Annotated in this window: 25 protein-coding genes; 12 read left to right on the forward strand and 13 right to left on the reverse strand. The window is 71.7% G+C overall.

What is annotated here, in order from left to right; genetic code table 11:
- Window positions 1-23: 23 nt before the first annotated feature.
- Window positions 24-623, reverse strand: a complete 600-nt coding sequence (locus tag BLR04_RS15045; RefSeq protein ID WP_090764437.1) for a TetR/AcrR family transcriptional regulator — start codon at window positions 621-623, stop codon at window positions 24-26.
- A gap of 200 nt (window positions 624-823) precedes the next feature.
- Here BLR04_RS15045 and BLR04_RS15050 point away from each other — a divergent pair, with 200 nt between their 5' ends.
- The 3 genes from BLR04_RS15050 to BLR04_RS15060 all read left to right on the forward strand — a co-directional run bounded on the left by BLR04_RS15050 (window position 824) and on the right by BLR04_RS15060 (window position 3908).
- Window positions 824-2248: an MDR family MFS transporter gene (locus tag BLR04_RS15050; RefSeq protein ID WP_245740257.1), complete on the forward strand. Its 1425-nt coding sequence runs from the start codon at window positions 824-826 to the stop codon at window positions 2246-2248.
- A gap of 199 nt (window positions 2249-2447) precedes the next feature.
- Window positions 2448-3212 carry an SDR family oxidoreductase gene (locus BLR04_RS15055; RefSeq protein WP_090764808.1) on the forward strand — a complete coding sequence of 255 codons (765 nt, stop codon included), beginning with the start codon at window positions 2448-2450 and terminating at the stop codon, window positions 3210-3212.
- A 90-nt stretch (window positions 3213-3302) separates the two neighbouring features.
- A complete protein-coding gene (locus BLR04_RS15060) occupies window positions 3303-3908 on the forward strand; it encodes an HD domain-containing protein (RefSeq protein WP_090764811.1) in 606 nt (201 codons plus the stop codon).
- 45 nt (window positions 3909-3953) lie between these two features.
- Here BLR04_RS15060 and BLR04_RS15065 read toward each other — a convergent pair whose 3' ends face one another.
- From BLR04_RS15065 to BLR04_RS15095, 7 genes are all read right to left on the reverse strand, one after another.
- The gene (locus BLR04_RS15065) at window positions 3954-5096 is read right to left on the reverse strand and encodes an oxalate decarboxylase family bicupin (RefSeq protein WP_090764443.1); all 1143 of its coding nucleotides are present in this window, start codon (window positions 5094-5096) and stop codon (window positions 3954-3956) included.
- 6 nt (window positions 5097-5102) lie between these two features.
- Window positions 5103-5387, reverse strand: a complete 285-nt coding sequence (locus BLR04_RS15070) for a hypothetical protein (protein ID WP_090764447.1) — start codon at window positions 5385-5387, stop codon at window positions 5103-5105.
- 27 nt (window positions 5388-5414) lie between these two features.
- Complete coding sequence (locus tag BLR04_RS15075) at window positions 5415-6674, reverse strand: Nramp family divalent metal transporter (RefSeq protein ID WP_143022052.1); 1260 nt, start codon at window positions 6672-6674, stop codon at window positions 5415-5417.
- 200 nt (window positions 6675-6874) lie between these two features.
- Entirely contained in the window at window positions 6875-8035 is a 1161-nt protein-coding gene (locus BLR04_RS15080; RefSeq protein WP_090764453.1) for a ZIP family metal transporter, read from the reverse strand.
- Window positions 8035-8862: a multicopper oxidase domain-containing protein gene (locus BLR04_RS15085; protein ID WP_218128942.1), complete on the reverse strand. Its 828-nt coding sequence runs from the start codon at window positions 8860-8862 to the stop codon at window positions 8035-8037. The genes BLR04_RS15080 and BLR04_RS15085 overlap by 1 nt, the downstream gene beginning before the upstream one ends.
- Before the next feature lie 268 nt (window positions 8863-9130).
- A complete protein-coding gene (locus BLR04_RS15090) occupies window positions 9131-10171 on the reverse strand; it encodes a tellurite resistance/C4-dicarboxylate transporter family protein (protein ID WP_090764459.1) in 1041 nt (346 codons plus the stop codon).
- A 191-nt stretch (window positions 10172-10362) separates the two neighbouring features.
- Entirely contained in the window at window positions 10363-10890 is a 528-nt protein-coding gene (locus tag BLR04_RS15095; protein ID WP_090764462.1) for a DUF488 domain-containing protein, read from the reverse strand.
- A 118-nt stretch (window positions 10891-11008) separates the two neighbouring features.
- On the opposite strand from BLR04_RS15095, the gene BLR04_RS15100 reads away from it, so the two are divergent.
- The 4 genes from BLR04_RS15100 to BLR04_RS15115 all read left to right on the forward strand — a co-directional run bounded on the left by BLR04_RS15100 (window position 11009) and on the right by BLR04_RS15115 (window position 16159).
- Window positions 11009-12166, forward strand: coding sequence for an erythromycin esterase family protein (locus BLR04_RS15100; protein ID WP_245740258.1), 1158 nt, complete (start codon window positions 11009-11011; stop codon window positions 12164-12166).
- Between the two features lie 113 nt (window positions 12167-12279).
- The gene (locus BLR04_RS15105) at window positions 12280-14280 is read left to right on the forward strand and encodes a SpoIIE family protein phosphatase (protein ID WP_090764467.1); all 2001 of its coding nucleotides are present in this window, start codon (window positions 12280-12282) and stop codon (window positions 14278-14280) included.
- Window positions 14281-14315: 35 nt separating this feature from the next.
- Complete coding sequence (locus BLR04_RS15110) at window positions 14316-14885, forward strand: TetR/AcrR family transcriptional regulator (RefSeq protein ID WP_090764470.1); 570 nt, start codon at window positions 14316-14318, stop codon at window positions 14883-14885.
- 95 nt (window positions 14886-14980) lie between these two features.
- The gene (locus BLR04_RS15115) at window positions 14981-16159 is read left to right on the forward strand and encodes a GDSL-type esterase/lipase family protein (RefSeq protein WP_090764473.1); all 1179 of its coding nucleotides are present in this window, start codon (window positions 14981-14983) and stop codon (window positions 16157-16159) included.
- Between the two features lie 27 nt (window positions 16160-16186).
- Here BLR04_RS15115 and BLR04_RS15120 read toward each other — a convergent pair whose 3' ends face one another.
- The 3 genes from BLR04_RS15120 to BLR04_RS15130 all read right to left on the reverse strand — a co-directional run bounded on the left by BLR04_RS15120 (window position 16187) and on the right by BLR04_RS15130 (window position 17664).
- Window positions 16187-16390 carry a hypothetical protein gene (locus BLR04_RS15120; RefSeq protein ID WP_143022053.1) on the reverse strand — a complete coding sequence of 68 codons (204 nt, stop codon included), beginning with the start codon at window positions 16388-16390 and terminating at the stop codon, window positions 16187-16189.
- Between the two features lie 52 nt (window positions 16391-16442).
- The gene (locus BLR04_RS15125; protein ID WP_218128944.1) at window positions 16443-16886 is read right to left on the reverse strand and encodes a hypothetical protein; all 444 of its coding nucleotides are present in this window, start codon (window positions 16884-16886) and stop codon (window positions 16443-16445) included.
- 133 nt (window positions 16887-17019) lie between these two features.
- A complete protein-coding gene (locus tag BLR04_RS15130; protein ID WP_090764482.1) occupies window positions 17020-17664 on the reverse strand; it encodes a response regulator transcription factor in 645 nt (214 codons plus the stop codon).
- A gap of 125 nt (window positions 17665-17789) precedes the next feature.
- On the opposite strand from BLR04_RS15130, the gene BLR04_RS15135 reads away from it, so the two are divergent.
- From BLR04_RS15135 to BLR04_RS15150, 4 genes are all read left to right on the forward strand, one after another.
- On the forward strand, window positions 17790-18440 hold the full coding sequence (locus BLR04_RS15135) for a CBS domain-containing protein (protein WP_090764485.1): 651 nt from the start codon (window positions 17790-17792) through the stop codon (window positions 18438-18440).
- Between the two features lie 43 nt (window positions 18441-18483).
- Window positions 18484-20172 (forward strand): sensor histidine kinase, encoded by a 1689-nt coding sequence (locus tag BLR04_RS15140; protein ID WP_281191452.1) that lies wholly within the window; start codon window positions 18484-18486, stop codon window positions 20170-20172.
- Window positions 20169-22451 (forward strand): heavy metal translocating P-type ATPase, encoded by a 2283-nt coding sequence (locus tag BLR04_RS15145; protein WP_245740259.1) that lies wholly within the window; start codon window positions 20169-20171, stop codon window positions 22449-22451. The genes BLR04_RS15140 and BLR04_RS15145 overlap by 4 nt, the downstream gene beginning before the upstream one ends.
- A gap of 118 nt (window positions 22452-22569) precedes the next feature.
- Window positions 22570-23424, forward strand: coding sequence for a universal stress protein (locus BLR04_RS15150; protein WP_090764494.1), 855 nt, complete (start codon window positions 22570-22572; stop codon window positions 23422-23424).
- A gap of 147 nt (window positions 23425-23571) precedes the next feature.
- Here the strand turns inward: BLR04_RS15150 and BLR04_RS15155 are convergent, their stop codons facing one another.
- Both BLR04_RS15155 and BLR04_RS15160 read right to left on the reverse strand, forming a co-directional pair.
- Window positions 23572-24276, reverse strand: coding sequence for a universal stress protein (locus BLR04_RS15155; protein WP_090764496.1), 705 nt, complete (start codon window positions 24274-24276; stop codon window positions 23572-23574).
- 52 nt (window positions 24277-24328) lie between these two features.
- Window positions 24329-25012: a CBS domain-containing protein gene (locus tag BLR04_RS15160; protein ID WP_090764499.1), complete on the reverse strand. Its 684-nt coding sequence runs from the start codon at window positions 25010-25012 to the stop codon at window positions 24329-24331.
- A 95-nt stretch (window positions 25013-25107) separates the two neighbouring features.
- Here BLR04_RS15160 and BLR04_RS15165 point away from each other — a divergent pair, with 95 nt between their 5' ends.
- A complete protein-coding gene (locus BLR04_RS15165) occupies window positions 25108-25782 on the forward strand; it encodes a CBS domain-containing protein (protein WP_090764503.1) in 675 nt (224 codons plus the stop codon).
- The last annotated feature ends 31 nt before the right edge of the window (window positions 25783-25813 follow it).

Below are 25813 nucleotides of genomic sequence, written 5' to 3' on the forward strand. Positions count from 1 at the left end.
CCCGTCCCTTCCACCCGAGCGGGTCAGGCGGGGTGGAGGCCGTGGCAGATCGTGTCGAAGGCGAGGCGAGCCGACTCGGCGAGGTCGCGGCCGCTCTTCGCCCCGGGCCCGGTCCACCGCCGGCGCAGCTCCCGCTCGACGGCGCGGTGGATCCCGGCGACGGCCCCTGCCAGCAGGTCGGGGGCGGGGAAGGAGCCGTCCTTGCGCAGCTCGGCGGCCAGGGCCGCCTCGGTGTTCTCGGCGATCTCGCGGTCGCGGGCGCGCAGGGCGGCGCTCTGCTCGATGACCTGCCAGAAGCGCACCATCTCGGACGGGGCGGGCGTCTGCGGAGAGCGCTGCTCGAGCTCGGCCAGGACGTGCTCGCGGACGGCCTCGACCGGGCAGCGGCCCGGCTCCCTGGTGCGGACGATCGCGGCGAGCTCGTCCTCGGCCTCGGCCTGGCGGTCGAAGAACAGGTCCTCCTTGGCCGGGAAGTAGTTGAAGACCGTCTGCCCTGAGACGCCCACGTGCCGGGCCACCTCGGCGACGCTCACCTGGTCGAAGCCGCGTTCCAGGAAGAGCGGGAGGGCGGCGTCCGCGATCGCCCGGCGGGTCTGCTGCTTCTTGGTCTCGCGAAGTCCCATGCCGGCAATGATAGAGCCACCAAAAATTTTGTGACGACTAAATTTTGTGTCACACAAAAAATGTGTCTATGGTGGGCCTGCCGCCGCTGTCCGGCCATCCGGCCGGAGGTGAGGTTCCGGCAATCCCCGCCGGTCACCTGGCCGGCCGCGCGCCTCCGGCAACCCGGACGCCCGCGCCGCACTCTTCGCGAGGAGCCCCCGTGTCCACCACCACCCCTGCGTCGCCGTCCCCCGGCGTCGTCACCCGGCACATCCGCTGGGTGCTGCTCGGCGTGATGCTCGCCATGCTGCTGTCGATGCTCGACAACATGGTCGTCGGCACCGCGATGCCGACGATCGTCGCCGACCTGGGCGGTCTCGACTCCCTGTCCTGGGTCGTGACCGTCTACACCCTGCTCACCGCCGTGACCACGCCCGTCTGGGGCAAGGCCGGTGACCTGTTCGGCCGCAAGCCCGTCCACCTGGCCTCGGTCGCGGTCTTCGTCCTCGGCTCGGTCCTGTGCGGCGCCGCTCCCTCCATGGGCGCGCTGATCGCCGCCCGGGGGATCCAGGGCGTCGGCGCGGGCGGCATCGGCGCGAGCGCCTTCGCCCTCGTCGCCGCCCTCGTCCCCCCGCGCGAGCGCGGCAAGTACCAGGGGTTGACCGCGTCCGTCATGGCGATCGGCACCATCGGCGGACCGCTGCTCGGCGGCCTCGTCACCGAGCACCTGAGCTGGCGCTGGGCGTTCCTGATCAACCTGCCGCTCGGTGTGCTCGCCCTGGTCTGGGTCCAGCTCATGCTGAAGCTGCCCACCCGGCGCGTCAGGGCGCGCCTCGACTGGGCCGGCATCGCCCTGCTCGGCGTCGCCATCGCCGCCGTCGTGCTGGGCACCATCTGGGGCGGCGACCGCTTCGCGTGGCTGTCGTGGCAGGCCGCCGGGCCGGCCGTCGTCGCCGTGGTGGCGCTGGCCGGGTTCGTCGCCGTCGAACGCCGGGTGGCCGAGCCCGTCCTGCCGCTGCGGGTGTTCACTGGGCATCGCAACTTCCCCGTCGCGGCCGGGCTCATCTTCGTCATGGGCGCGGTCATGCTCGGCGCGGGCCTGTACCTGCCGCTGTTCCAGCAGACCGTGCAGGGCGCCTCGGCCGCCGACTCCGGCCTGCTCATGCTGCCGATGATGCTGCCGGTGCTCGTCGTCTCCACGATCGCGGGCAAGGTCATGTCCGCCACCGGCCGCTACCGCGTCTTCCCCATCGCCGGCATGGCCCTCATCACCGTGGGCATGGGCCTGCTCGCCACCATGAGCGCCACCACGCCGCGCCTGCTGACGTGCTGCTTCATGGTGCTCCTCGGCGCCGGTGCGGGCCAGTGCATGCAGATGGCAGGGACGATCGCCCAGAACGCCGTCGACCTGCGCGACATCGGCGCCGTCGGCAGCGCCGTCAACCTGTTCCGCAGCATGGGCGCCTCGATCGGCGTCGCCGTCTTCAGCGCCCTGTTCAACCATGCCCGCGACGGCCACGCCACCGCCGTCGCGGGATTCGTCGACGGCACCCGGGCGGTCTTCCTGGCCGGCGCCGCGCTCTGCGCCGTGGCCTGCGTCGCGGCGTTCTTCGTCGTCGAGGTGCCGCTCCGCAAGGCGGGCTGAACTCCGCCGCCCGGAGGCCCATGGGTTCTGCCGGCGATACCTGGGCACGTCAAAGTGCTCTCTTGCCGCATCGGCAGAGACCGGGCAAGGTATCGAATTAGTACCTGGTCTCCGCCGAGAACCCCTCCGGGCTGCGCTCACGCATGCTCCGTTCGCGGATCGACCGTCTGGTGCACCCATCCACGTACAGGGAGTGTTCATGTCCGCACGTTTCGCGGGAAAAGTCATATTGATCACCGGCGCCACCTCCGGCATGGGCCGCGCCACCGCCCAGCGGATCGCCGCCGAGGGCGGGAAGCTCGTGCTGGCCGCGCGCGGCAAGGAAGCCGGTGACGCGCTGGTGGCCGAGCTGCGGGCCGCCGGGGGCGAGGCCACGTTCGTCCGCACCGACGTGACGGTGGAGGAGGAGGTGGCGGAGCTGGTCCGGCAGGCGGTCAGCCAGTACGGACGGCTCGACGGCGCCTTCAACAACGTCGGCGCGGCCACCGCGGTCGGCGCGGTCACCGACGTCGAAGGCGCGGCCTGGCAGGCCGAGCTGGCGCTCAACCTGAGCAGCGTCTTCTACGGACTCAAGCACCAGATTCCCGCCCTGCGGGCGAGCGGCGGCGGCGCGATCGTCAACAACGCCTCCAACACGGGCGTCACCGGCTTGGCGGGCATGGCCGCCTACAGCGCCGCCAAGCACGGCGTCGTGGGGCTCACCCGCTCGGCCGCGCTCGACGCGGCCTCCGCGGGCGTACGGGTCAACGCCCTGGTCACCGGCGGCGTCGACACCCCGCTGCTGCGCGGCAACCTCGGGCCGACGCCGGAGGAGTCCCTGCGCGCGGCCGCGGCGATGCACCCGATCGGGCGGATCGGCCGGCCCGAGGAGATCGCCGCGTTCACGGCGTTCCTGCTGAGCGACGAAGCCGGGTTCATCACCGGCGCCGCGCTCGCCATCGACGGCGGGATCACCGCCGCCTGACGATGGGACATCATGTGCCCGACCGCGACAGCCTCATGGGGTGACGGGGCCTTGCTGCGATCTCGTACGCGATAGGAGATGCTGATCGACGTGAGACTTGACGATCTGACGATCCCCGACACACCCGCCTGCCGCGGCGCCTACGAGGTGGCCGCCCGCTACCACACGCCGTCGCTGCTGAACCACTCCGTGCGCGCCTACCTGTGGGCGGCGGCGTACGCCAAGGCCAACGGCATCGCGTTCGACGCCGAACTGCTCTACGTGTCGGCCATGCTGCACGACATCGGCCTCGCGCCGGAGTTCGACAGCCACACGGTGCCGTTCGAGGAGGCGGGCGGGCACGTGGCCTGGGCGTTCTGCGCCGGGGCCGGATGGTCGGCGGAGCGCCGGCAGCGGGCGTGCGAGGTCATCATCCGCCACATGTGGGACGAGGTGCCCGTGGCGGACGACCCCGAGGGGCACCTGCTCGAACTGTCGACGGGCATGGACATCTCAGGCCGCCGTACCGACGACATCCCCGCCGAGGTGCGCAAGGAGGTGCTGGCGCTGCACCCGCGGCTGGAACTCGCCAAGGAGTTCACCGCGTGCGTCACCGAGCAGGGCGCCCGCAAGCCGGACAGCCTCGCCGGCCGGTTCGTTCGCGCCGGCATCACCGAGCGCATCGCCCGCAACCCGCTCGACCGCCCGCAGGCGTGACCAGAAGCGTCCAGGGCCCCGCGCGGGCCCTGGACGATTCGGTGCTCAGGCGATGACCGGACGCTTGTCCTTCGGCAGCGCCTCGATCAGCTCCCTCGGCATGTTCAGCGCGTCGGCGCTGACCTGCGGAGGCAGGTTGGCCATCCACTGGGCGGCCGAGACGTCCTGGAAGAGCGGGTTGCGGAACATCTCCAGGAACACCAGCGGCTCGTTGCCGAGGTTCTCGATGTAGTGGCCGTAGGCGAACGGCACGTAGCCGACGTCGCCCGCCCGGAAGTCGAACGTACGGGCCAGGCCGGAGCTGGCGAACACCCCCATCCGCCCGACACCGGAGATGTAGTACTGCCACTCGTCGTCGGTGTTGTGCCAGTGCAGCTCCCGGATGCCGCCCGGGTCGACCTCGACCAGGGCCGCGGAGATGGTGGTGGCGGCCCTGAACGTGGTGTTGTCGACGATCCGCACGGACCCGCCCTTGAAGCGTTGCGGCGTCTGCGACAGCATCCGGTGCTTGAACGAGCTGGGCACGTCACCGGTCGGGCTGATGACCCGGTCCGACTCCAGCGACGGCGGGACCTGCCCCTGGAAGATGTACTTCTCCTTCTCCGGCATGTTAGCCATCTGCTCCGGCGTCCAGCCGAAGTTCTTGGCCAGCACGCTCTTCGGGGTGTGGGCGAAGAAGTCGCTGATCATGAACGTGGAGTTCTCCGAGAACCCGCCGTCGTCGAAGACGAGCAGGAACTCCACGCCTTCCTCCAGCGCCTGGATGTAGTGCGGCACGCCCTTGGGGAAGAACCACAGGTCACCCTTCACCACGTCGTCGAGGAAGTTGCGGCCCTCCTGGTCGACGGCGCCGATGCGGCAGCTGCCCTCGAGCACGTAGCCCCACTCGCCCTCCTTGTGCCAGTGCAGCTCCCGGTAGGCGCCCGGGTTGAGCTTCATGTCGACGCCGGCGAGCGTGGTGGCGATGGGCAGCTCCCGCTGCGTGATCTCACGCGTCCAGCCGCCCTCCTCGATGCGGGTGTGCGCCATCCCGAACGAGAACTTCATGTTCGGGACGGTGCCGCTGTCGGTCTCGGGCGGGGTCAGCATGTCCGGGTTCTGCAGGTCGAGTTCGACGTTGCGCGGGCCGGTGTCGATGCCTCCCTGACCGTCCCGTTGCGGCTGCGGGAGGCCCTGGTGAGTGCTCATCTGTCGTCATCCTTTCGGCTGTAGATCATTAGGGCGCGGCGGCATCAGGAAGAGGGCCCGCACCATGTCGGCCCCTCCCAGCAGCGCCACCGCGAATGGGATCGCCGCGCCGACGAGCGCGAGCAGCAGCGTGAGCGCGACGGGACCGTCGAACGTCTCGCAGAGCACAACCAGGACGGCGAGCACGAGGAGGTTCCTGCGGGCCCTGGCCAGGGAGAGGAACGGGAAGCGCCGGTCGGGGATGATCCGGACAGCGCGGGTGACAGGGGTGCTGCCGGGCAGAGCGCGCATCGAAGGCTCCTTCGGTTCGGCGAACGGTCAGAACAGCATGACGATCGGCAGGCCGCAGGCGAGCAGGGCGACCACGCCTGCGGCGGCCGCGGCGACCCAGGTGGTGAGCCGGGCGTTGACGAGGGGGCCCATCAGCGCCCGGTCGCTGCAGAAGGACATGAGCAGGAACAGCACGACGGGCACCCCGAAGGAGATGACCACCTGGCTGAGGACGAGCATCCCGGTCAGCGACGCCCCCGAGAGCAGGGCCGCCACGGCGGGCGTCATCGTCACGAGGCGGCGCAGGTACGCCGGGATGCGCCGGCCAAGGAAGCCCTGCATCACGATGTCACCGGCCAGGGTGCCGATCCCGGCGCTGGAGACGCCCGAGGAGAGCAGGGCCACGGCGAAGGCGAGCGCGGCGGCGCCGCCGGCGAGGGTCGCCAGCTCGGAGTGGGCGGCGATCAGGTCGCCGGTCCAGCCGCCGGCGGTGGCCGCGCCCAGACCCGCCCCGAGGGCGATCATCGAGACGTTGACGACCGTGGCGACCCCGAGGGCGAGCGAGCAGTCGAGGCGCAGGATGCGCCGGACGAGAGCGGGCTGCCTGCGCGCGGCCGCGGCGGTGAGGCCACGCCCCTGGACGATGGCCGAGTGCAGGTAGACGGCGTGCGGCATGACGGTCGCGCCGACGATGCCCATGGCGAGCAGCAGCGCGCTCTGACCGCCCAGGTGGGGGACGAGCCCGGCGGCCAGGCCGGCCGCGTCCTGATGGCCCGTGGCGAGGATGTCGTAGCCGATGCCCGCTCCCACCAGCAGCAGGGCGGCGGCGCTCATGAGCTCGAACGGATGGGTACGGCCCTTGCGCCGCAGTTCGAGCAGGGCCAGCGACACGACGGCCGTCACCAGGGCCGAGAGCGCGACCGGCATGCCGAAGAGCAGCTGCAGGCCGATCGCCGCGCCCACGAACTCGGCCAGGTCGGTGGCGAGCACCACCAGCTCGGCCTGGAGCCACAGCATGCGGTTGCCCCATCGGGTGAACCGCAGCCGGCACAGCTGCGACAGGCTCAGGCCGGTCGCCATGCCGAGCTTGGCGGCCTGGAACTGCACGAGGATCGCGACCAGGCTGGCGGTCACGACGACCCACACCAGCGAGTAGCCGAGGGTGGCTCCGGCGGTGAGGTTGGTCGCGATGTTGCCGGGATCGACGTAGGCGATGGCCGCCACGAACGCGGGACCCAGCATGGGGCCGACCCGGGTGATCTCCCTGCGGTCGGGCACGACTCGCGTGCTCGCGTATGGAACGCTCACTGATTACCCCACAATGCCCCGGCCGCCGACACATAGTGATTTATGGCGCGCCCTACCCCGAAGATGCGTTGAAAGCGATACCCCCGGCGATCAGGGCGCGAAACCTCCTTCACGCGACAACGCCTTAAGTCGTCGCTATTAGTGCTGCAAATACCAATATCTAAATCGAAAGGGCACTGTGGGGGAAAGTTGCTGACGGGTTAGGACAACAGTCCCGTGGCGTACATAAGGGCCATGCCGCCCAAAATGCCGCATATGCTGATCGGGTGCAGCGTCCGGCCCGCGTCGTCCCGGAGCGTGGGGCCGAGCTGCGTGATCACCTGCACGATCGCGCCGACGCCGAACCCGAGCAGCAGGGCGGCGAGGGCGGGCTGGACCGCGGCGGCGCCCAGCCAGGCTCCGGCGATCGCCGGAGCACCGGCGATCAGTCCGAGAACGACCAGCCTGCCGGGTGCGACGCGGCGGTCGGCGACGGGAGCGACGATCGCGAGCCCCTCGGTGGTGTTGTGCACCGCGAAGCCGATGACGAGCGTCGCGCCCAGCGCCAGCGCGCCCACCGCGTACGCCGAGCCGATCGCCAGCCCCTCGCCGAGGTTGTGCAGGCCGATGCCGACGGCGACGAGCAGCGTCAGCCGGGGGCCGTCGGCCCCGCCCGGCCGTGCGGCCAGCCACGCGCTCACCCCCGACAGCAGCAGGTACGCGGTGGCGGCGCCGAGCAGGACGAGCCCCGCGCCGCCCAGCGCGCCGGCGCCCTGGCCCGCCACCTCCAGCCCCTCGACGCTCGCGTCGATCGCCAGCCAGGCCAGCAGGCCCACGGTCAGCGCCATCAGCCCGCGGAGCCGGCCCGGCGGGACCCGGCGCAGCCACGGCAGCCAGAACATGCCGATGGCGACCGGGATGACGCCGACGTACGTGCCGATCAGCGCCATCAGCCCGAGGAAGCCGGACGGGTCGGGCGTCGCGACCGCGACCGGGATCTCGTGGACGATCAGGCCGCCGGTCGAGGTGAGCAGGCCGACCTCGTACGCCTCGCCCTCGACCCAGGGATGGACGACCCTGACGGTCGCGGTGCCGAGCCTGCCGATCTCGGTCCGGCCGAGCGGGACGTCCACGAAGGCGTCGTTGACCATGACCTGGGCGACCGTCACCGGGTCGGGGCCCTGGTTGCGGACGACGAGCTCGATGGAGCCTGGCCGCAGCACCGTACGCTCGACCGCCAGCTCCTCGGCCGGCGGGCCGAGCCGTCCGGTGAGGCCCGGCACGTCGAGCAGGGCGGCGGCGGCCACGGCGAGCGCGATCACGCACAGCGGGAGCAGGCCGAGCAGCCAGGTGCCGGCCCGGGAACGGGCGCCGGGTTCCATCAGCGTCCCCCGTCGCTTCCGACCTCGAAGAAGCCCATCCAGCCGAGCTCGGTGAACTCCGACTGGTGGGCGTGGAACATGAAACGGCCCCGGTGGCCGAAGCGCAGCTCCAGAATGCCGCGCTGGCCCTGGCAGAGCATCACCGTGTCGGTGTGCTCGACCGGCCGCAGCGAGGTGCCGGTGGGATACCAGTCGAAGAAGTTGCCGTGCACGTGGAAGGAGTTGACGAGGTCGTATTCGAGGACGTTCACGAGATAGATCCGGACCAGTTCCCCGAGTTCGACCCGCACCGGCTCGTTCATGTACGCGAACGGAATCGTGTTGACGGCGTACAGCTCGTTCGCGCGGTCGAAATTGGTGTCGAAGCCGTTCATCACCATCACCATCTCGTCGGCCTTCGGCCGGCCCTGCTTCGGGTCGATGAGCAGCGCGCCGTACAGGCCCTTGGCGATGTGCGGGGCGAGCGGCGAGACATGACAGTGGTACGGGTGCAGGCCGTACGGGAGGGCGTCGAACTCGTAGACCGTGCGCCCGCCGGGCTGGACGAGGCCAGGCCCGATGCCGGGGACCCCGTCGACCTCGGGGGCGTGCACCCCGTGGAAGTGGACGGTGTGCGGGTGCGAGGAGTGGTTGACGAGGGTGATGCGCAGGCGGTCGCCCTCGTCGGCGCGCAGCGTGGGGCCGGGGATGCGGCCGTTGTAGGTCCAGGCGGGGTAGGTCACGCCGGGCGCGACCTCGATGCTCTTCTCATGGGCCTCCAGCGTCCATTCCCTGAGGGTCCGGCCGCCGGGCAGGCGCGAGCTTTTTCCACGGTCGAAATCGCGCAACAGAGCGGTGGGGTGGAAACCGTTTGCCGCGTTGTCGACGGTCGTTCCCGCCGCGAATCCGGCGTGCGCCGAACCTGCGGTGTGCGGATGCAGATGACGTTCGGGGTCGGCCGAATCCGTCGTCCATTGTGCGGCGACCGCGGAGCCGGCCAAAGGGGCTAATGCGGCTATTGCCGTGCGTCGCGAGATTTCTGACACGATTCACACGATAAATTGTCAAGGCGCTTGTTGCAATACACAAAATGAACACCGCATATTGCGAAATATGCTATTGAATGCCGGTCGTCTCGGGCCGGCGCCGCAGCAAGGCGCGGGCCATGGCCACGGCGACTCCCAGCCAGGCGACGAAGCCGGCCCAAAGCTCCACCCGGGCGATGGTCACCATGAAGCCGAGCCCCGTCTCGGCCCCGTAGCTCGCGCTCGCCGCCGCGTACATGCCGAGGGGGAAGACCATGCCCCACAGCGTCGGCTCGTAGCCCATGCGCGCGCCCGGGACGAAGTGCCGCCACACCGTGAAGAGCAGCAGCAGGGGGATCCACCAGGTGCCGAACGCCCACAGCACGAAGGCGACCCCGGAGACGACGTGCCGGGTCTCGACGAGGATCGGCAGCGTCGCGGGCAGCGCGAGGATCTTGGCCGCGGCCAGCACGGTGATGGCCGTGTCGCCCATGTACACCCAGTAGGCCGGGCCCAGCGCGTGCGGATCGACCGGGTCGGCGAGCAGGCGCGTGGTGACCAGGCACGTCAGGATCACGTACAGGACCACGCCGATCCCCCAGAAGGCCACGGCCAGGGGAGCCAGCGGGCCGGCCAGGCCGGGACGCCAGCCCGCCACCGTGGCCACCGCGGCGGCCACCGACTGGGTGCTCACCACCCACAGGAACCAGGTGCCGTTCATCCGGGGCAGCACCGCCCGCACGCGGTTGCCGGTGACCAGGGCCGCGGGAACGGCGTACGTGAGCAGCAGCCACACCGGTACGGCGGCCAGCGTCAGCGCGGCGGTGGCGAACAGATGGTGGTCGAGATCCAGCCGGATCCCGACCACGTTCGCGGCGGCCACCAGCGTGAAGTAGCCGAAAGCCCGTCCTGGGTCCTGGGCGTCGGCCATGACCCGGCGCGGGTAGGCGATCGCCCTCCAGGCGTAGGCGACCAGCAGGACGGCGAACGCGGCCACGGCGACGACCAGGAGCGCGTACGACAGCAGCGTCCATTCGAACAGGGCGAGACCGGTCGAGACGACCCCCGTCGCCATCACCAGCGCGGCGGAGGACGGATGCAGGTCGGCGACCGCCCGGCGGACGCGCCGCACGGACGGGTGGCGTCGCGGGGCGGCGGTGCCGGTCAGGCGGCACCCGCCGCACGCGGACGCGCACCGTACGACATGCTCCTGCTCCCCCCGGACCGGCTGGACGTTTCCGCGAGTGCCGGTCTACCGCGCCGTCCCCACCGCGAAACCAGTGATGGGACGGCCCGGCCCGAATCTTGGGCGCCGCGCGGCCGTCACCCTGGTGGGGGATAGGTCAGGTGCCCGTCGTGCACCCGCGCCAGCCGGTCAAGTTCGGCCGGTCTCGTCGTCGTGGGGGAGAGGATGTGCGCGACGTCCGTGCCCGCGACGATCAACGCGTCGGCGATCAGCCGGCGGTGGCACCGCCACGGCACCGCCTCGCTGCACATGATCGCCGGACGTTCGTGCCCGGCCAGCCGCAGCAGCTCGTCGAGGCCCGCACGGAACGCGTCGCTGTCCATGTGGTCGGCGTACGCGCGGAACGCTTCGACTCGCCAGCCGCTGTTCACGCTCGGCACGCCCGCCGGCGTGTGCCGCCGGCCGCCCAGCTCCGGGATCCACCGGTAGCCGATGTCGGGCGGCAACGCCTCGATGATCGCTTGCTGGTTCCACTGCGGGAACCTTCGCGACGACGGGTACGAGCGGACGTCGACGAGGCAGGTGATGTCGTTGCCGCGCAGCATCTCCAGCACCTCGCCGAACTCGCGCGTCGAGTGCCCCACCGTGCAGATCCGGTTCGCCATCCTGACGCCTCCGCCTCCCCACTTTACGCTTGCATCGGTGTTTGAGGGTTTACAGCGGCCGGGCCGCGCAAAAGTGCGTCAAAGTTTCCATCGAATGTTCAACGATACGGTTGAAGCCATGGACATCCACAACACAGCGCGTCCGCTCGACGGCGCGGGCGTCTCGGCGTTCCTGCGTTCCCTTCCCGCCCGGCCCCTGCTGCTCGGTCTCGGCGAGGCCAGGCACTTCGTGGGAGAGCTGGGCGAGGCGCGCAACGAGATCTTCCGGCACCTGGTCGAGCACGAGGGCTACCGCTCGTTCGCCGCCGAGAGCGACTGCCTCATGGGCCTGCTGGTGGACGAGTACGTCACGACGGGCAAGGGCACGCTCGACGACGTCATGGCACGCGGCTTCAGCCACGGGTTCGGCGCGTTCCCCGCCAACCGCGAGCTCGTGGGCTGGATGCGGGCGTACAACGAGGAGCACGACGACAAGCTGCGGTTCTTCGGTTTCGACGGTCCGCTGGAGTACTGGGCGGAGAGCCCGCGCCAGGCGCTCACCGGCCTCCACGACCTGCTCGACGGCCCGCTCCCGTGCACGAGGGAGACGCTCGACGCCCTGCTGGGCGCCGACGGCGCGTGGTCGGACGAGGCCACGGCCATGGACCCGTCCCTGTCGATCGGCCGGTCCACCGAGGCGCGGGAGCTGCGGCTGATCGCCGACGACCTCGTGGCGCTGCTCGACGCGCAGGCGCCGGGCCTCCGCCCGCGGGACAGGGAAAGGGCCGAGCTGTACGCGCGTACCGCCACGGGCCTGCTCCGTTACCACGACGGGCTGGCCGACGCCTCCCCTGACCGGTGGGGCCGGCTGTCGGCGCTGCGGGCCTCGATGATGGCCGCCAATCTGCGCGCGGTCGCCGAGCACGGCCCGGCCCTGGTCTTCAGCCACAACGTCCACCTGCAGCGGGGCAGGAGCCACATGGCGTTCGGCGACCAGCGGCTGGAGTGGTGGAGCGCGGGGGCGATCGCCGGGACGTACCTGGGCGACCGGTACGCCTTCCTCGCCACGGTGCTCGGCACGGTCGGCGACGACGTCCCGGCTCAGGACACCGTCGAGGGCGTCCTGTCCGCGCTGCCGTGGGACCGCGCGCTCGTCGATGCCCGTAGCCTGGCCGACCATCTCCGGCAGGCCACCCCGCGTATTTCAGGAGATTTCCGCTATATCCCGCTGGACCCCACCCAGCTCGCCACGACCGACGGCGTCGTCTTCCTCAAGGAGGTCGTCAAGCTGGAATGACAGCCGACCAGGGGCACACAACCCGGCGTTCATCAACAATCATGAACAATGCGTGAACAAGTATCTACGTGCCGCCGCGTTGCATGAAGGAAGTGCGACACGGGGGGTAGATCATGGTCTTGGACGTGGACCTCAACGCCTTCGACGCCCTTCGCGTGGGCGTGCTGGTGACCGGTGGCTCTGATCACCGGCTCCGCTATGTGAACAGGGCCTATCAGGAGATGGTGGGCGTTCACCAGCGAGGAGAACCGATCAGGGACGTGTTGGGCGGCGTCTGCGTGGACGACCGTTTCGAACTGTTCGACCGGGTGCTGGAAACGGGTGAGCCCGCGACGGTCGAGGCGCTTCCCTTCGAGCACCAGGGCAGCGTGCGGTTCGCCTCGGTCGGCCTGTCGAGGATCGCGCGGGAGGGAGAGGAAGGGCTGCTGATCCTGGCCGTGGACGTCACCGACCGCGTCGTCCCCGGGTGGCTGCACGGTCCCGTCGGCCGCGATCAGCAGCGGTTCCTGCAGCGCTACCGCAGCCTGGTGCGGTTGCAGACGCAGGCGGTGTGGGTGACCGATCCCATGGGCCAGGTCAGCGAGCCGAGCGCCGGCTGGCAGCGGCTGACCGGGCAGTCATGGGAGGAGCACCGCGGCGCCGGCTGGCAGGACGCGGTGCACCCGGACGATCGTGCGCCCGCCTTCGAGACGTGGTGTGAGGCGGTGGAGCGGCAGGACGTCCTCCACCAGGTCTACCGGATCCGGACGCCGGGCGGCGACTACCGACATGTCCGCGTCCTGGGCATACCGATCATGGAGGACGGCGAGATCGTCGAGTGGGTCGGCACCATCGCCGACATCGAACTGGAGTGGCGGGAACGACAGCACCGGCTGCTGCTCGACCGGGTCGCCGCCGCGACCGCCAACCTCGCCGACCTGGACGAGGTGCTGCGCGCGCTGGCCCAGGTGATCGTGCCCCATCTGGCCGACGGGTGCGCCATCTACGTGCTGCCGGAGTTCGAGGACCAGCCGATCTCGCTGCCGTTCGTCACCACGCCCGTGGTCAGCGTCGTACCGGCGGGCGCCGTTCCTCTGGCGCGTCAGGAGGTGTTCGACGCCGACTCCGACCTCGTCGTGGCGATCAGGACCCGCAAGCCGGTCCACCAGAGCTTTCCTCAAGGCCACACGCCACCGGGTGTCGTGCTCAACGGCGAGTCGGTCGTCGGCGTCAACAGCTGCGTCATCATCCCGGTGATCGTGGACGGCGCGGTGGCGGCGGTGGTGCACGCCGTGGCCGTGGGTGACCGCGAACCGCTCGGCGCCGTGGACGTCGAGCTCATCGGGCGGATGCTCGACCACGCGCACCCCCACCTCAGCAACGCGATGCGATTCCAGCGCACCCAAAGGGTCGCGCTGGCCCTGCAGAAGTACCTGCTGCCCGAGCCGCCGAAGGTGCCTGGCCTGGAGATCGCCGCACGCTACTCCGCGAGCGCCACCGCCGCGCAGATCGGCGGCGACTGGTACGACTCCTTCCTGCTGCCGGACGGCTCCCTGGTCCTGACCATCGGCGACATGGCCGGGCACGACCTGAGCGCCGCCGTCACCATGAGCCAGATCCGCAACGCGCTCAGGTGCCTAGCGATCGACCGGCGTGAACCCCCCGGGCACACCCTGCGGCGGCTGAACGTCGCCGCCGAGGTGCTCTACCCCGAGGCCATGGGCACCTGCGTCCTCGCCCGCCTGGAGGAGCACGACGACGGCGGGCGTCGGTTCCACTACTCGGTGGCCGGTCACCCGCCACCCCTGCTCGTCACCCGCGACGGCGCGGCGCGTTACCTGGACGACACGGTCGATCCCGTCGTGGGCGTGGGTTACGACATGCCGCGTGCGACCAGCGTCGCGACGTTGCCGCCGGGCAGCACGCTGCTGCTCTACACCGACGGCCTGGTGGAGGTGCCTGGCGAGCACCTCGACGCCGGGCTGGAACGCCTGCGCCACGCCGCCGCCGGCCTGGCCCTGGCCCCCTTGGACACCTTCTGCGACACGCTGCTCGGCCGGCTGCCCACGGCCCAGAAGGACGACGTCGCCGTCATCGCCGTCCGCGTACCGGATTTGCCTAAAGCTATTAGGTAAATGCATAATCGCTATAGCCGAGCAGGAGGAAGGTTATGGCGAGAGTGGGGCTGACCCCGGAGCGGCTGGCGCAGGAGGGGGCGGAGCTGGCGGACGAGGTCGGGTTCGACCAGGTGACCGTCTCGGCGCTCGCCCGCCGCGTCGGCGTCAAGGTCGCGAGCCTGTACTCGCACGTGAAGAGCTCCGACGACCTCAGGACGCGGATCGCCCTGTTCGCACTGGAGGAGCTCGCCGACCGGGTGTCCGCCGCCGTGGCCGGTCGGGCCGGGAAGGACGCCCTGGCCGCGTTCGCGGACGCCTACCGCGACTACGCCAGGGAACACCCCGGTCGCTACGCGGCCGCCCGGCTCCCGCTCGATCCCGAGACGGCGGCGGCCGGCGCGGGTGTGCGGCACGCGCGGATGACGCGGGCGATCCTGCGCGGCTACGACCTCGACGAGCCCGACCAGACGCACGCCGTCCGGATGCTGGGCAGCGTCTTCCACGGCTACGTCAGCCTGGAGCTGGCCGGAGGCTTCAGCCACACGCCCGTCGACCCGCGCCGGTCCTGGGACTGGATCGTGGACTCCCTCGACTCCCTGCTCCGACAGCGGGCGACACCCTGACCTGAACCTCTCTGACCAGCGCCTCTCTGGCCGGCTCCTCCTGACCAGCGCCGACACCGACCCCAGCACCGACACCGACCGACAGGCTGACCCCCATGAACGCTGAAAACGACCTGATCACCACACCTGTCACCGCTGACCTCCTGCGCGGTCACCTCGACGTGGAGGCGACCGCGCACGGTCTGCTGCCGCACCGGCTGCCCGCTCGGGCACGCCGCCAGATCCCCGACGACCGGCTGGCCACGGCGGAGGCGCAGCCCTCCGGCGTGCGGCTGGCCTTCCGTACCCGGGCCACCACCGTCGAACTGGAGACGTTGCCCACCAAGCGGGCCTACCTCGGCTTCCCGCCCCCGGCCGACGGCGTGTACGACCTGCTGGCCGACGGCCGTCTCGCCGCCCAGGCCACGGTGGCGGGCGGCAACGTCCGCATGGTCACCGACCTGGCCACCGAGTCGGCCGAACTGCGTGAGGGGCCCGCCGGCACCGCCCGCTTCGCGGGCCTGCCCCCGGGCGACAAGGACGTCGAGATCTGGCTCCCGCACACGGAGATCACCGAGCTGATCGCCCTGCGCACCGACGCCCCGGTCGAGCCGGCGCGCGACAGCGGGCGCAGGGTGTGGCTGCACCACGGCAGCTCCATCAGCCACGGCTCGAACGCCGCCCACCCGACCGCCATCTGGCCCGCCCTGGCCGCCGCCGACGGCGGGGTGGAGCTGGTCAACCTGGGCTTCGGGGGCAGCGCGCTGCTGGACCCGTTCACGGCCCGTGCGATGCGGGACGCCCCCGCCGACCTGATCAGCGTCAAGGTCGGCATCAACGTCGTCAACGGCGACGTGATGCGCCTGCGGGCCTTCGTCCCCGCGGTCCACGGCTTCCTGGACACCATCCGCGAGGGACACCCGACGACCCCGCTCCTCGTCGTCTCGCCCGTCCTGTGCCCCGTCCAGGAGGACACCCCCGGGCCGCTCGCCCCTGACCTCGACGGTGGCACCCTGCGGTTCAAGGCCACGGGCGACCCTGCGGAGATCGCCGCCGGACGCCTGACGCTGAACGTCATCCGCGACGTACTCGCGCGGATCGTCGAACAGCGCGCGGCCGACGACCCCCACCTGCATCACCTGGACGGACGCGACCTCTACGGCGAGAAGGATTACGCGGACTTTCCACTGCCCGACGAGGTCCACCCGGACCCGGCAGGGCACCGCCGTATCGCCGAGAACTTCACCCGGCTCGCCTTCGGCCCCGGCGGCCCCTTCGCCTCCCCGACCGCCTGACCGTACGGACGCCCTGCCCCTCAGCGCTCAGAGGCCCGGCGGCCGGCCGGGAGGGACCTCGCCGGGCAGGCGAGGCGGCTGAGCATCGCTCGGCAGCGGCACCTGCCGCCGCTTCGGATACCGGTTCCCCCACACCACCAGGTCCCGTACGCCGATACCGTTCGACACCAGCGCCAGCAGGAGCAAGACAGGGGGCGCCATCTCCCATTCGCGCAGGAACGGGATAGGCATGAGCATCAGCACGACAGCGGCGGCGGACCCGGCCGGAGCTGTGAACGCGCTGCTACTTGCAGTTGCCGAAGGTCGCGCGCCCGCCCTTCGCCTCGGCGAAGTCGATCCGGGTGTTGCGGATGGTGCCCCAGTACGCGACGCACTTGCCGGCAGCCTTCAGCTTGACCGGCCCGGCATAGTACTTGAACTTGCCCGCGTCGGTCACCGGCTTGCTGCCCTGTACCCGCAGCATGGCCGTCGTGTACGTGGGGGTGCGGTAGTAGGAGGTCTTGATGGTGACCACGCAGTTGTAGCCGGTGCGGCGGTTGTACATGAGGTAGACGTAGCCGTACGTGTCCTTCCCGTCCTTGACGGGCTTGGCGCCGTCAGCGACCCGCGCGAACCCCGCGCCGCACACGCCCTCGGGCGTGTACGCGGTGGAGGCATGGGCGGGAACGGCCACGAGGACGCTGCCGGCCAGGGCGGCCGCGGCGACGACCTTCGGAACGAACTTCAACACGTGCATCCCTTCGGGGGGTGCCGCGGCGGGTGCCGCGACAGATCAACGCGACGAGTCTCACGCACCTTGACCCGCAGCGCAACCGCTTGTTGACTCTTCGTGCACGAATGCCCGAAATGTGGAAAAACGCCTATTCGGAAGGCCTATCGGTACGCAGCCGCGCGGCCAGGGCGGCCGCCTGGGTACGGCGCTCCATGTTCAGCTTGGCCAGCAGGTTCGACACGTAGTTCTTGACCGTCTTCTCCGCCAGGAACAGCCGTTCGGCGATCTGCCGGTTGGTCAGGCCCTCACCGATGAGGTCGAGGATGTGGCGCTCCTGGTCCGTGAGCGCGGCCAGCGGGTCCTTCCTGGCCGTCCGGTCGCGCAGGCGCCGCAGCATGGCGGCGGTGCTCACCGGGTCGAGCAGCGACTGGCCGGAGGCGACCGTGCGGACCGCGCCGACCAGGTCGGAGCCGTGGATCTGCTTGAGCACGTAACCGGCGGCCCCCGCCATCACCGCGTCGAAGAGCGCGTCGTCGTCGGCGTACGAGGTGAGCATCAGGCACGCGAGCCCCGGCAGCGCCGAACGCACCTCGCGGCACACGTCCACGCCGCTGCCGTCGGGGAGCCGTACGTCGAGGACCGCGACGTCCGGTTCGAGCGCCTTGATGCGGGCGATCGCCGACTCGGCCGTGCCCGCCTCCCCGATGACCTCGATGTCGTCCTCGGACTCCAGCAGCGCGGTCACACCACGGCGGACCACCTCGTGGTCGTCGAGAACGAACACCCGGATCATGTCTTCACTAGTGACCCGATCGGGCCCGGCAAAACACCGGGACGTTGGTCACGTCGCATCCGGGACATTAGCCCCTGCACGCCGCACCCCCGCCCAACCAGGGTGGGACGTGGAGGTGAGGTGCCATGCGGATCGACGTCAACGACATCATGGGCCGGTTCGCCATCGCCGTGTCGAAAGAGGCGACGTTCGGAGAGATCATCCGGGCGATGGGACGGTTCGGAGTGGGCGCGGTCACCGTGATCGACGCGGACCAGCGGCCCGTAGGGGTGGTGTCGGAGACCGATCTGCTGGTCAAGGCGGCACAACCGGCCGGTGCGCCGCTCTTCGAGGCCAGCGACGAGTGGCAGCGGGGCGACAAGGCCGCCGGGGTGACGGCGGCCCAGCTGATGACCACTCCGGCGATCACCGTGACCCCGGGGACGTCCGTGCGGGAGGCGGCCCGGCTGATGCACGCCAAACAGATCAAGCAGCTGCCCGTCGTCGACCCGGCGTCCGGACGGATCATCGGCACCCTGCACCAGCGCGACGTCCTGCGGGTCTTCCTGCGCCCGGCCGCGGAACTGGAGGCCGACATCAAGGCCGTCCTGCCGCAGCGGCACGCGCTCACCCTCGACATCGACCAGGGCGTCGTGACCGTCGGCGGCTCGGTCGAGTGGCGATCGCAGGCGGTCGCGCTGGAGGAGCGGATCTGGCTGATCGACGGGGTCGTGGACGTGCGCTCCGAGGTCGTCTACGACAAGGACGACCTCGCCGTCGTCCCCTCAGGGTGGTAGCCGAGCGCCGCCGGGCCGCTGACCTGGTGCGACACTGGAAGATGTGGACGGCGAGCGTCACTCGTTGGTGCCGCGGACCCGGCTCGACGAGCTGCTGACCGAGCTGCAGGCGCGGCTCAACGCCGTGCTGGCCACCCGCGACCGCGTGCACGCGCTGCTCGAGGCGGTGGTGGCCATCGGTGGCGACCTCGACCTCGAAACCGTGCTGCGCCGCATCGTGGAGGCCGCGACCAAGCTGGTCGACGCCACGTACGGAGCTCTGGGAGTGGTCGGCGAGGACCGGACGCTGGTGCAGTTCGTCCCGGTCGGGCTGACCGAGGAGGAGATCGCCACGATCGAGCACTGGCCGCACGGTCTCGGCCTGCTCGGCCTGCTGATCAAGGACGCCCGGCCGGTGCGGCTCGCCGACATCGCCGACCATCCCGAGTCGTACGGCTTCCCGCCCGGCCACCCGCCGATGCGGACCTTCCTCGGCGTGCCGGTACGGGTGCGCGACGAGGTCTTCGGCAACCTCTACCTCACCGAGAAGCGCGGCGGGGGCGAGTTCGACGAGGACGACGAGGCCGTCGTGGTCGCGCTGGCCACGGCCGCGGGCGTCGCGGTGGACAGCGCCCGCCTGTACGAGGAGTCACGCCGGCGCGAGACGTGGTTGCAGGCGTCGTCGGAGGTCACCACCAGCTTGCTGTCCGGCGCCGACCACCGGCAGGTGCTGAGCCTGCTCGCGGCCCGCGCCCGCGCGATGGGCGACGCCGATCTGGTCCAGGTGCTGCTCCCCGACCCCTCCAAGGAGTCACTCGTCGTCGAGATCGCGGAGGGGAAGGGCGCCGAGGACCACCTCGGCGACGAGTTCCCGGTCGCGGCCACGCTCGTCGGCGAGGTGTTCACGCGGGGCGAGCCGGTGTGCGAGGACGACATGCGGCGCACGTCCCGGCCCTGCGTGCCGCCGCGCCTGCTCGGCTACGGCCCGGGGGTGGTGGTCCCGCTCGGGACGCCGCCGCGCGGCGTGCTGGTGCTCGCCAAGCGCAGCGGACGGCTGCCGTTCAGCGACGCGGACGAGCAGGTGCTGCAGGCGTTCGCCGGACAGGCCACCATCGCGCTGCAGCTGGCCGAGGCGCGCCGCGACGCCGAGCGGCTCAGCCTGCTGGAGGACCGCGACCGCATCGCCAGAGACCTGCACGACGTGGTCATCCAGCGCTTGTTCGCCACCGCGATGACCCTGCTCAGCACGATCCGGCTGGTGGAGCGGCCGGAGGCGGCCGAACGCGTCCGGCACGCGGTCGACGAGCTCGACGAGACGATCCGGCAGATCCGCTCGACCATCTTCGCGCTGCACACCTCCCGCGACGACGACCCGCCCACCCTGCGCGGCCGGATCGTGCACCTGGTCGAGGGCGCCGCCGACCAGCTCGGCCACATGCCGGGCCTGCGCATGGAGGGGCAACTCGACGCCCTGGTGCCCGAGCAGGTGGCCGAGCACCTGCTCGCGGTGCTGCGCGAGGCCCTGTCGAACGTCGTCCGCCACTCCCGCGCCGACCGTGCCGACGTCCTCGTCGAGGTCGGCGGCGGCGAACTCGTCCTCGTGGTCACGGACGACGGCGTCGGCGCGGGGAAGCCGGAATGCCGCAGCGGACTGCGCAACATCGAGGAACGCGCCGCCCGGCTGGGCGGGAGCGCGGAGCTCACGACGCCCGCCGACGGCGGGACCCGGCTGTGCTGGCGGGTTCCGCTGTGACGTCGCACCGGTGGTCACGGGCCTTCCTGGGCGTCACCGTCGCCGCCCTCGTCGTCGGGGTGGTGCTGACGCTGCTCGGGGTGTCCGGCTGGGCCGACATCGTGCTGATCGCGGGGACGGTCGTCGCGCTCGGCCCGGCCGTCTGGTGGGTGGTCTCCGCGCTGCGCGCGGGCCGGCTCGGCGTCGACGGGATCGCGGTGCTCGCGCTGGCCGGGTCGCTGGCCGTGCACGAGTATCTGGCGGGCGCGCTGATCGCGGTCATGCTCGCCAGCGGGCGCGCCCTGGACGACTACGCGATGCGGCGCGCGCGGCGCGACCTGACCGCCCTGTACGAACGGGCACCGCGCCGGGCACACCGCTACGAGCAGGACGGCCCCCGCAGGGTGGACGTCTCCGAGGTGGAGCCGGGCGACCTGCTCCTGGTGCCCGCGGGCGAGATGGTCCCGGTCGACGGGGTCGTCTGCGGGGGCGCGGCGACGCTGGACGAGTCCGCGCTCACCGGCGAGTCGCTGCCGGTGGAGTACGCGCAGGGGGAGAGCGTGCGCAGCGGCGTCGTCAACGCCGGTACCGCGTTCGACCTGCGGGCCACCCGTACGGCGCAGGAGAGCGCCTACGCCGGGGTCGTCCGGCTGGCCCGCGAGACGGAGGCGGGCAGTGCCCCGGTCGTACGGGTGGCCGACCGTTTCGCCGCGTGGTTCCTGCCGCTGACGTTGCTGCTGGCCGGGCTGGCGTGGGCGCTGTCGGGAGAGGCCGTGCGGGCGGTCGCCGTCCTGGTCGTGGCGACCCCGTGCCCGCTGCTGCTGGCCGCTCCCGCCGCGATCGCCTCGGGCCTGTCCCGCGCCGCCAGGCGCGGCGTCGTCGTCAAGGGCGGCGGCGCGCTGGAGACGCTGGGCCACGCCCGCACGCTCGTCCTCGACAAGACGGGCACCCTCACCCAGGGCCGTCCCGAGGTCGTGGACGTGGCCGCGGCCCGGGGTTTCACCGCGCGGGAGGTGCTGGGGCTGGCCGCCGCGGTCGACCGGATGTCCTCCCACGTCCTGGCCGCCGCGATCGTCCGCGCCGCCGACGAGCGCGGCGCGGAGCCGCTGCGCGCCACGCAGGTGCACGAGGAGCCGGGAACCGGTACGCGCGGGACCGTCGAAGGACGCCTCGTACGCGTCGGGAAGGCGCAGAAAGGGCTGAACTCGCCGTGGATGGAGGCGCAGCGGGCCAGAGCGGCGCTCGACAGCGCGATGACCGTCTGGGTGACCGTGGACGGAGCCGTCGCCGGGGTGATCCTCCTGCGCGACGCCGTACGCGCCGACGCCGGCCGTACGCTGCGCAGGCTCCGCGCGGCGGGCATCGACCGCGTGGTGATGCTCACCGGCGACCGGGCCGAGGTCGCCGAGAGCGTGGCCACCGTGCTCGGCGTCGACCACGTGCGCGCCGAGCAGACACCCCGGCAGAAGGTGGACGGGGTGCGCGAGGAGGCCCGCCGCGCTCCCACCGTGATGGTCGGCGACGGCATCAACGACGCCCCCGCGCTGGCCACCGCCCAGGTCGGGGTGGCCATGGGCGCGCACGGGTCGGCGGCCTCCACCCAGGCGGCCGACGTGGTGCTCACCACCGACCGGCTCGACCGGCTGGCCGACGCCATGGACATCGCGCGCCGCTCCCGGCGCATCGCCGTGCAGAGCGCCGGCGTGGGCATCGGCCTGTCGCTCGTGGCGATGGTGGCGGCGGCCCTGGGCGGCATCCCGCCCGCCGCCGGGGCGCTCCTTCAGGAGGGCATCGACGTCGCGGTGATCCTCAACGCGTTGCGGGCCATGCGCCCGGCGCGGGGAACCCGCCTGCGCGTCGACGCCCCCACCGATGCCCTGCTGCAGCACTTCGACCGTGAGCACGCGGCCCTGCGGCCCGGCCTCGCGCTGCTCCGCGAGGCCGCCGACGCGCTCGACCCGCCCTCACCGGCGTCGCTGCCCCTGCTGCGCCGCGTCCACGACGTGCTGACCCACGAGATCCTGCCGCACGAGCAGGCCGAGGAGGAACGCCTGTACCCGCGGCTGGGCAGGCTGCTCGACGACCCGGAGGCGACCGTGACGATGAGCAGGGCGCACGCCGAGATCAACAGGCTCGCCGCCCGGCTCGGCCGCCACATCCGGCTGCTCGGGGCGGACGGCCCGCGTCCGGAGCAGATCGACGACCTGCGGGCCTGCCTGTACGGGCTGCACGCGGTGCTCGCCCTGCACTTCGCGCAGGAGGAGGAGGCGTACTTCTCGCTGGCCGGCCGGGGGGAGTAGGGCCGCGCGTGCCGTTGGTCCCTGCTCCGCGAGGACTTTCAGCCCTGTGCGCGCGGCCGGATCGGACGTGAGCTGGATACGAGGATTCATGGGCGCGCCACCAGGAGGAGAGCCGGAGATGGACGCACCGATCGTCGTGGGGTTCGACGGTTCGCGAACCGCGGGCTCCGCGCTCGCCTGGGCGGCCGACGACGCCCGGCGCCGCGACCTGCCGCTGCGCGTCGTCCACGTGCACGAGCCCTGGGCGGCCGAGCACGCGTTCGGCGTCTCCGCGAGCCGCAGGACGTCGACGGAGGAGTGTCACAGGATGCTCGCCGACGCGGCCGAGCGGGCGCGCGAGCTCGCCCCCAGGACGGAGGTCTCGACGGCCGTGGTGACGGGCGCGGTCGTCGAGCGGCTGAGAACCGAGTCCGAGACCGCCGACACCGTGGTCGTGGGCAGCAGGGGACACGGCGGCTTCGCCGGCCTGGTGCTCGGCTCTGTCGGGCTCGGCCTCACCGGGTCGGCCCAGAGCCCTGTCGTCGTGGTGCGGACGCCGCCCCGCGTCCCCGTCGGCGAGATCGTGGTGGGCTACGACGGCTCGCCCTGCGCCGACCTCGCGGTGGAGTACGCGCTGATCCAGGCGAGGGCCCGTGAGGCGCGCGTCCGCGTGCTCCACGGCAGGCGGTACCCGGTCATGGCGCCGCACCCGGTGGGGTTCGGCCCGCTGCCGCTCGACGACACCGCCGAGGTCAGGCAGCGCCTGCTCATCTGGCGGGAGAAGGCGACCGACGTCGAGATGGTGGAGCAGATCGTCGACCTGCATCCCGTTCCGGCCCTGGCGGCGGCGTCGCGGACGGCCGACCTCGCGGTGGTGGGGTCGCGCGGCCTCGGCGCGTTCAACTCCACCATGCTGGGGTCGGTGAGCCACGGGATCCTGCACCGGGCCCACTGCCCGGTGGCCGTGGTGAGCGCCCTCCGCACCGCACCCTGACCGAGCGTGGTCAGGACGTCCTTCGCTCCGCGCGGTGCAGCACGCCGTGGCGCCGCCGCTTTCGCCGGCTCGGAGCCGTCCACGGCGACCACCACGGGCTGGGACATGTCGGCCTCCTCCACGTTCCTGCTTTCCGGACAGGGCGCGTCACACCTCGGGCACCACCGCGACCGGGCAGGGGGCGTGCTGCAGGAAGCTCGCCGCACCCGACCACATGGTCCGCCTGCGCCCGACCACCATGAGCGTCGCGCGCTCGCCGGCCTCGCCGTACGGCTCGACCCTGACCTCAGGACGCCGCTCCGCCCAGGCCGCCGGGTCCACCGCGGCGGACACCGGGACCTGGCGCAGCGCGGCCTCCTCGAACGCGAACTCCAGGACGGACTCGTCCGGCGTCCGGTCGGGCACCACCACCGGCCCCGGCTTCGTCGCGGCCGGGATGGGCCCCGGCCCGCGCACGACGATCACCGGGCAGGCGGCGTGGGCGGCGACGTACCCGGCCACCGAACCGATGACCGCCCTCGGCAGCGCGCTGAGCCCGCGCGACCCCACCACGACGAGCGTGGCCTCGGCCGACAGCTCGACCAGGCGCAGCGGCGCCGGGCCCTCGTACAGGTCGGTCTCGACGGGCACGCCGGAACTGGTCGAGCGCGCGCAGTCGGCGCCGTGCCACAGCACGTGCTCCGCGGCCTTGCGCAGGTGCGCCTTGGCGTCCTCGTCGGCCTCCCCGTACGGCCACTGCCAGGCGTGGCTGACCGTCAGGGGCAGCTTGCGCAGCTCGGCCTCGTCCAGCGCCCAGTCGAGGGCCTGCACCGAGAAGTCCGAGCCGTCGTAGCCGAGCACGATCCGGTCCATGTTCCCCGGCTCCTTCCCCGGGCAGCGAACCCGGCCTCCCCCGAGCGGCGCCCTATGTGTCGTCGTGCTTCCACTGCAGCTCGTCGAGCACGTCGACGACTCCGTCGACGCGGGCGGCCAGCCGTACGGCGAGCTGGGCCCGGCTGCGGCGTTCCACGTGGCCGCTCAGCGTCACGACGCCCTGGCGCACCTTGACGTCGACGTCCGCGGTCTCGACCATCAGCGAGCGTTTGAGCACCTCCTCGCGGATCTCGTGGGCGATGTCGGCGTCGGGGCGCACGAACACCCGCAGCAGGTCGCGCCTGCTGACGATGCCCTGCAGGGTGCCGTCCTCGTCGACGACGATCAGCCGTTTCACGCCGTGCTCGTCCATCCGCCTGGCCGCCGTCACGGCCGAGGCGGAGGCGGGCACGGTCACGGCCGGCGCGGTCATCAGCTGCGCGGCCCTGTCGCCGGCGGCCTTCGACCGGACGTCGTGCCCGTCCTCGGACAGGATGTGCCGCAGCCGGGAACGCAGCGGCGGCCGGTAGCCCTCCGCGTAGTAGTGCTCGCGGAACTCCTCCTTGCGCAGCAGGTCCGCCTCGGACACCACGCCGATCACGTGGTTCTCGGCGTCCACCACCGGCACGGCGCTGACACCGTGCGCGATGAGCACTTCGGCGATGTCCTTGAACGGGGTGCTGCCGTTGACCGAGACGACCTCGGTGGTCATGATGTCGCGCACTTTGGCTCTCATGGCAGATCCTCCCCTCGTGCCTTCCCTGCCCCGGTCCGGGCGCCGGACGCCTTCTGGACGATCCGAAAGGCGATTAATGGGCAGATGTCACCGGCATGCGGTTCATGGTGCGGGACGTGATGACCCGCGAGGTGGTCGCGGTGCACGGCGACACCCCGTTCAAGGACGTGGCCGAGACGCTGGTCGCGCACGGTGTCAGCGCGGTCCCCGTGGTCGACGGCGAGAACCACGTGATCGGCGTCGTCTCCGAGGCGGACCTGCTGCGCAAGGAGGAGTTCAAGGAGCAGTACTACGGGGAGGGCTACAGACCGCCGTTGCGTACGAGGTTGCGCCGCTCGCTGAGCAAGGAGGGCCACCGGAGCGGGTCCGGTGGTGACACGGCGGCCGGGGTGATGAGCGCGCCCGCGGTGACGATCCGCTCCCACGCGTCCGTCGTGTCGGCGATGCGGCTCATGGCCGAGCACGGTGTCAAGCGGCTGCCGGTCGTCGGGAGGGACGGGCGGCTTGCGGGCATCGTCAGCCGGGGCGACCTGATGCGGGTGTTCCTGCGTACCGACGCCGAGATCGAGCGGGAGGTCCGCGAGGACGTCCTTGGGCACTCCCTCTGGGCGGGGACCTCCGACGTCCGGGCCACGGTGGACAAGGGGGTCGTGACGTTGACGGGTTCGATGCGGCTGCGCAGCGACGCCCGGATCGCGGTTCGCATGGTGGAACGGGTGAACGGGGTGGTCGAGGTGATCGACCACGTCACCTGGCGCGAGAACGACTGAGCCGGGGGCGGTTTCCCGGCGGGCGGCGCTG

Origin of the sequence: Nonomuraea maritima, from assembly GCF_900100395.1 — a bacterium.
GTDB lineage: Bacteria > Actinomycetota > Actinomycetes > Streptosporangiales > Streptosporangiaceae > Nonomuraea > Nonomuraea maritima.

Excerpts from the sequence above, each read along its gene's own strand:
- BLR04_RS15045 (WP_090764437.1), bottom strand. The coding sequence starts at position 623 with ATGGGACTTCGCGAGACCAAGAAGCAGCAGACCCGCCGGGCGATCGCG.
- BLR04_RS15055 (WP_090764808.1), top strand. The coding sequence starts at position 2,448 with ATGTCCGCACGTTTCGCGGGAAAAGTCATATTGATCACCGGCGCCACC.
- BLR04_RS15065 (WP_090764443.1), bottom strand. The coding sequence starts at position 5,096 with ATGAGCACTCACCAGGGCCTCCCGCAGCCGCAACGGGACGGTCAGGGA.
- BLR04_RS15070 (WP_090764447.1), bottom strand. The coding sequence starts at position 5,387 with ATGCGCGCTCTGCCCGGCAGCACCCCTGTCACCCGCGCTGTCCGGATC.
- BLR04_RS15080 (WP_090764453.1), bottom strand. The coding sequence starts at position 8,035 with ATGGAACCCGGCGCCCGTTCCCGGGCCGGCACCTGGCTGCTCGGCCTG.
- BLR04_RS15095 (WP_090764462.1), bottom strand. The coding sequence starts at position 10,890 with ATGGCGAACCGGATCTGCACGGTGGGGCACTCGACGCGCGAGTTCGGC.
- BLR04_RS15100 (WP_245740258.1), top strand. The coding sequence starts at position 11,009 with ATGGACATCCACAACACAGCGCGTCCGCTCGACGGCGCGGGCGTCTCG.
- BLR04_RS15105 (WP_090764467.1), top strand. The coding sequence starts at position 12,280 with ATGGTCTTGGACGTGGACCTCAACGCCTTCGACGCCCTTCGCGTGGGC.
- BLR04_RS15110 (WP_090764470.1), top strand. The coding sequence starts at position 14,316 with ATGGCGAGAGTGGGGCTGACCCCGGAGCGGCTGGCGCAGGAGGGGGCG.
- BLR04_RS15115 (WP_090764473.1), top strand. The coding sequence starts at position 14,981 with ATGAACGCTGAAAACGACCTGATCACCACACCTGTCACCGCTGACCTC.
- BLR04_RS15120 (WP_143022053.1), bottom strand. The coding sequence starts at position 16,390 with ATGCCTATCCCGTTCCTGCGCGAATGGGAGATGGCGCCCCCTGTCTTG.
- BLR04_RS15130 (WP_090764482.1), bottom strand. The coding sequence starts at position 17,664 with ATGATCCGGGTGTTCGTTCTCGACGACCACGAGGTGGTCCGCCGTGGT.
- BLR04_RS15135 (WP_090764485.1), top strand. The coding sequence starts at position 17,790 with ATGCGGATCGACGTCAACGACATCATGGGCCGGTTCGCCATCGCCGTG.
- BLR04_RS15150 (WP_090764494.1), top strand. The coding sequence starts at position 22,570 with ATGGACGCACCGATCGTCGTGGGGTTCGACGGTTCGCGAACCGCGGGC.
- BLR04_RS15155 (WP_090764496.1), bottom strand. The coding sequence starts at position 24,276 with ATGGACCGGATCGTGCTCGGCTACGACGGCTCGGACTTCTCGGTGCAG.
- BLR04_RS15160 (WP_090764499.1), bottom strand. The coding sequence starts at position 25,012 with ATGAGAGCCAAAGTGCGCGACATCATGACCACCGAGGTCGTCTCGGTC.
- BLR04_RS15165 (WP_090764503.1), top strand. The coding sequence starts at position 25,108 with ATGCGGTTCATGGTGCGGGACGTGATGACCCGCGAGGTGGTCGCGGTG.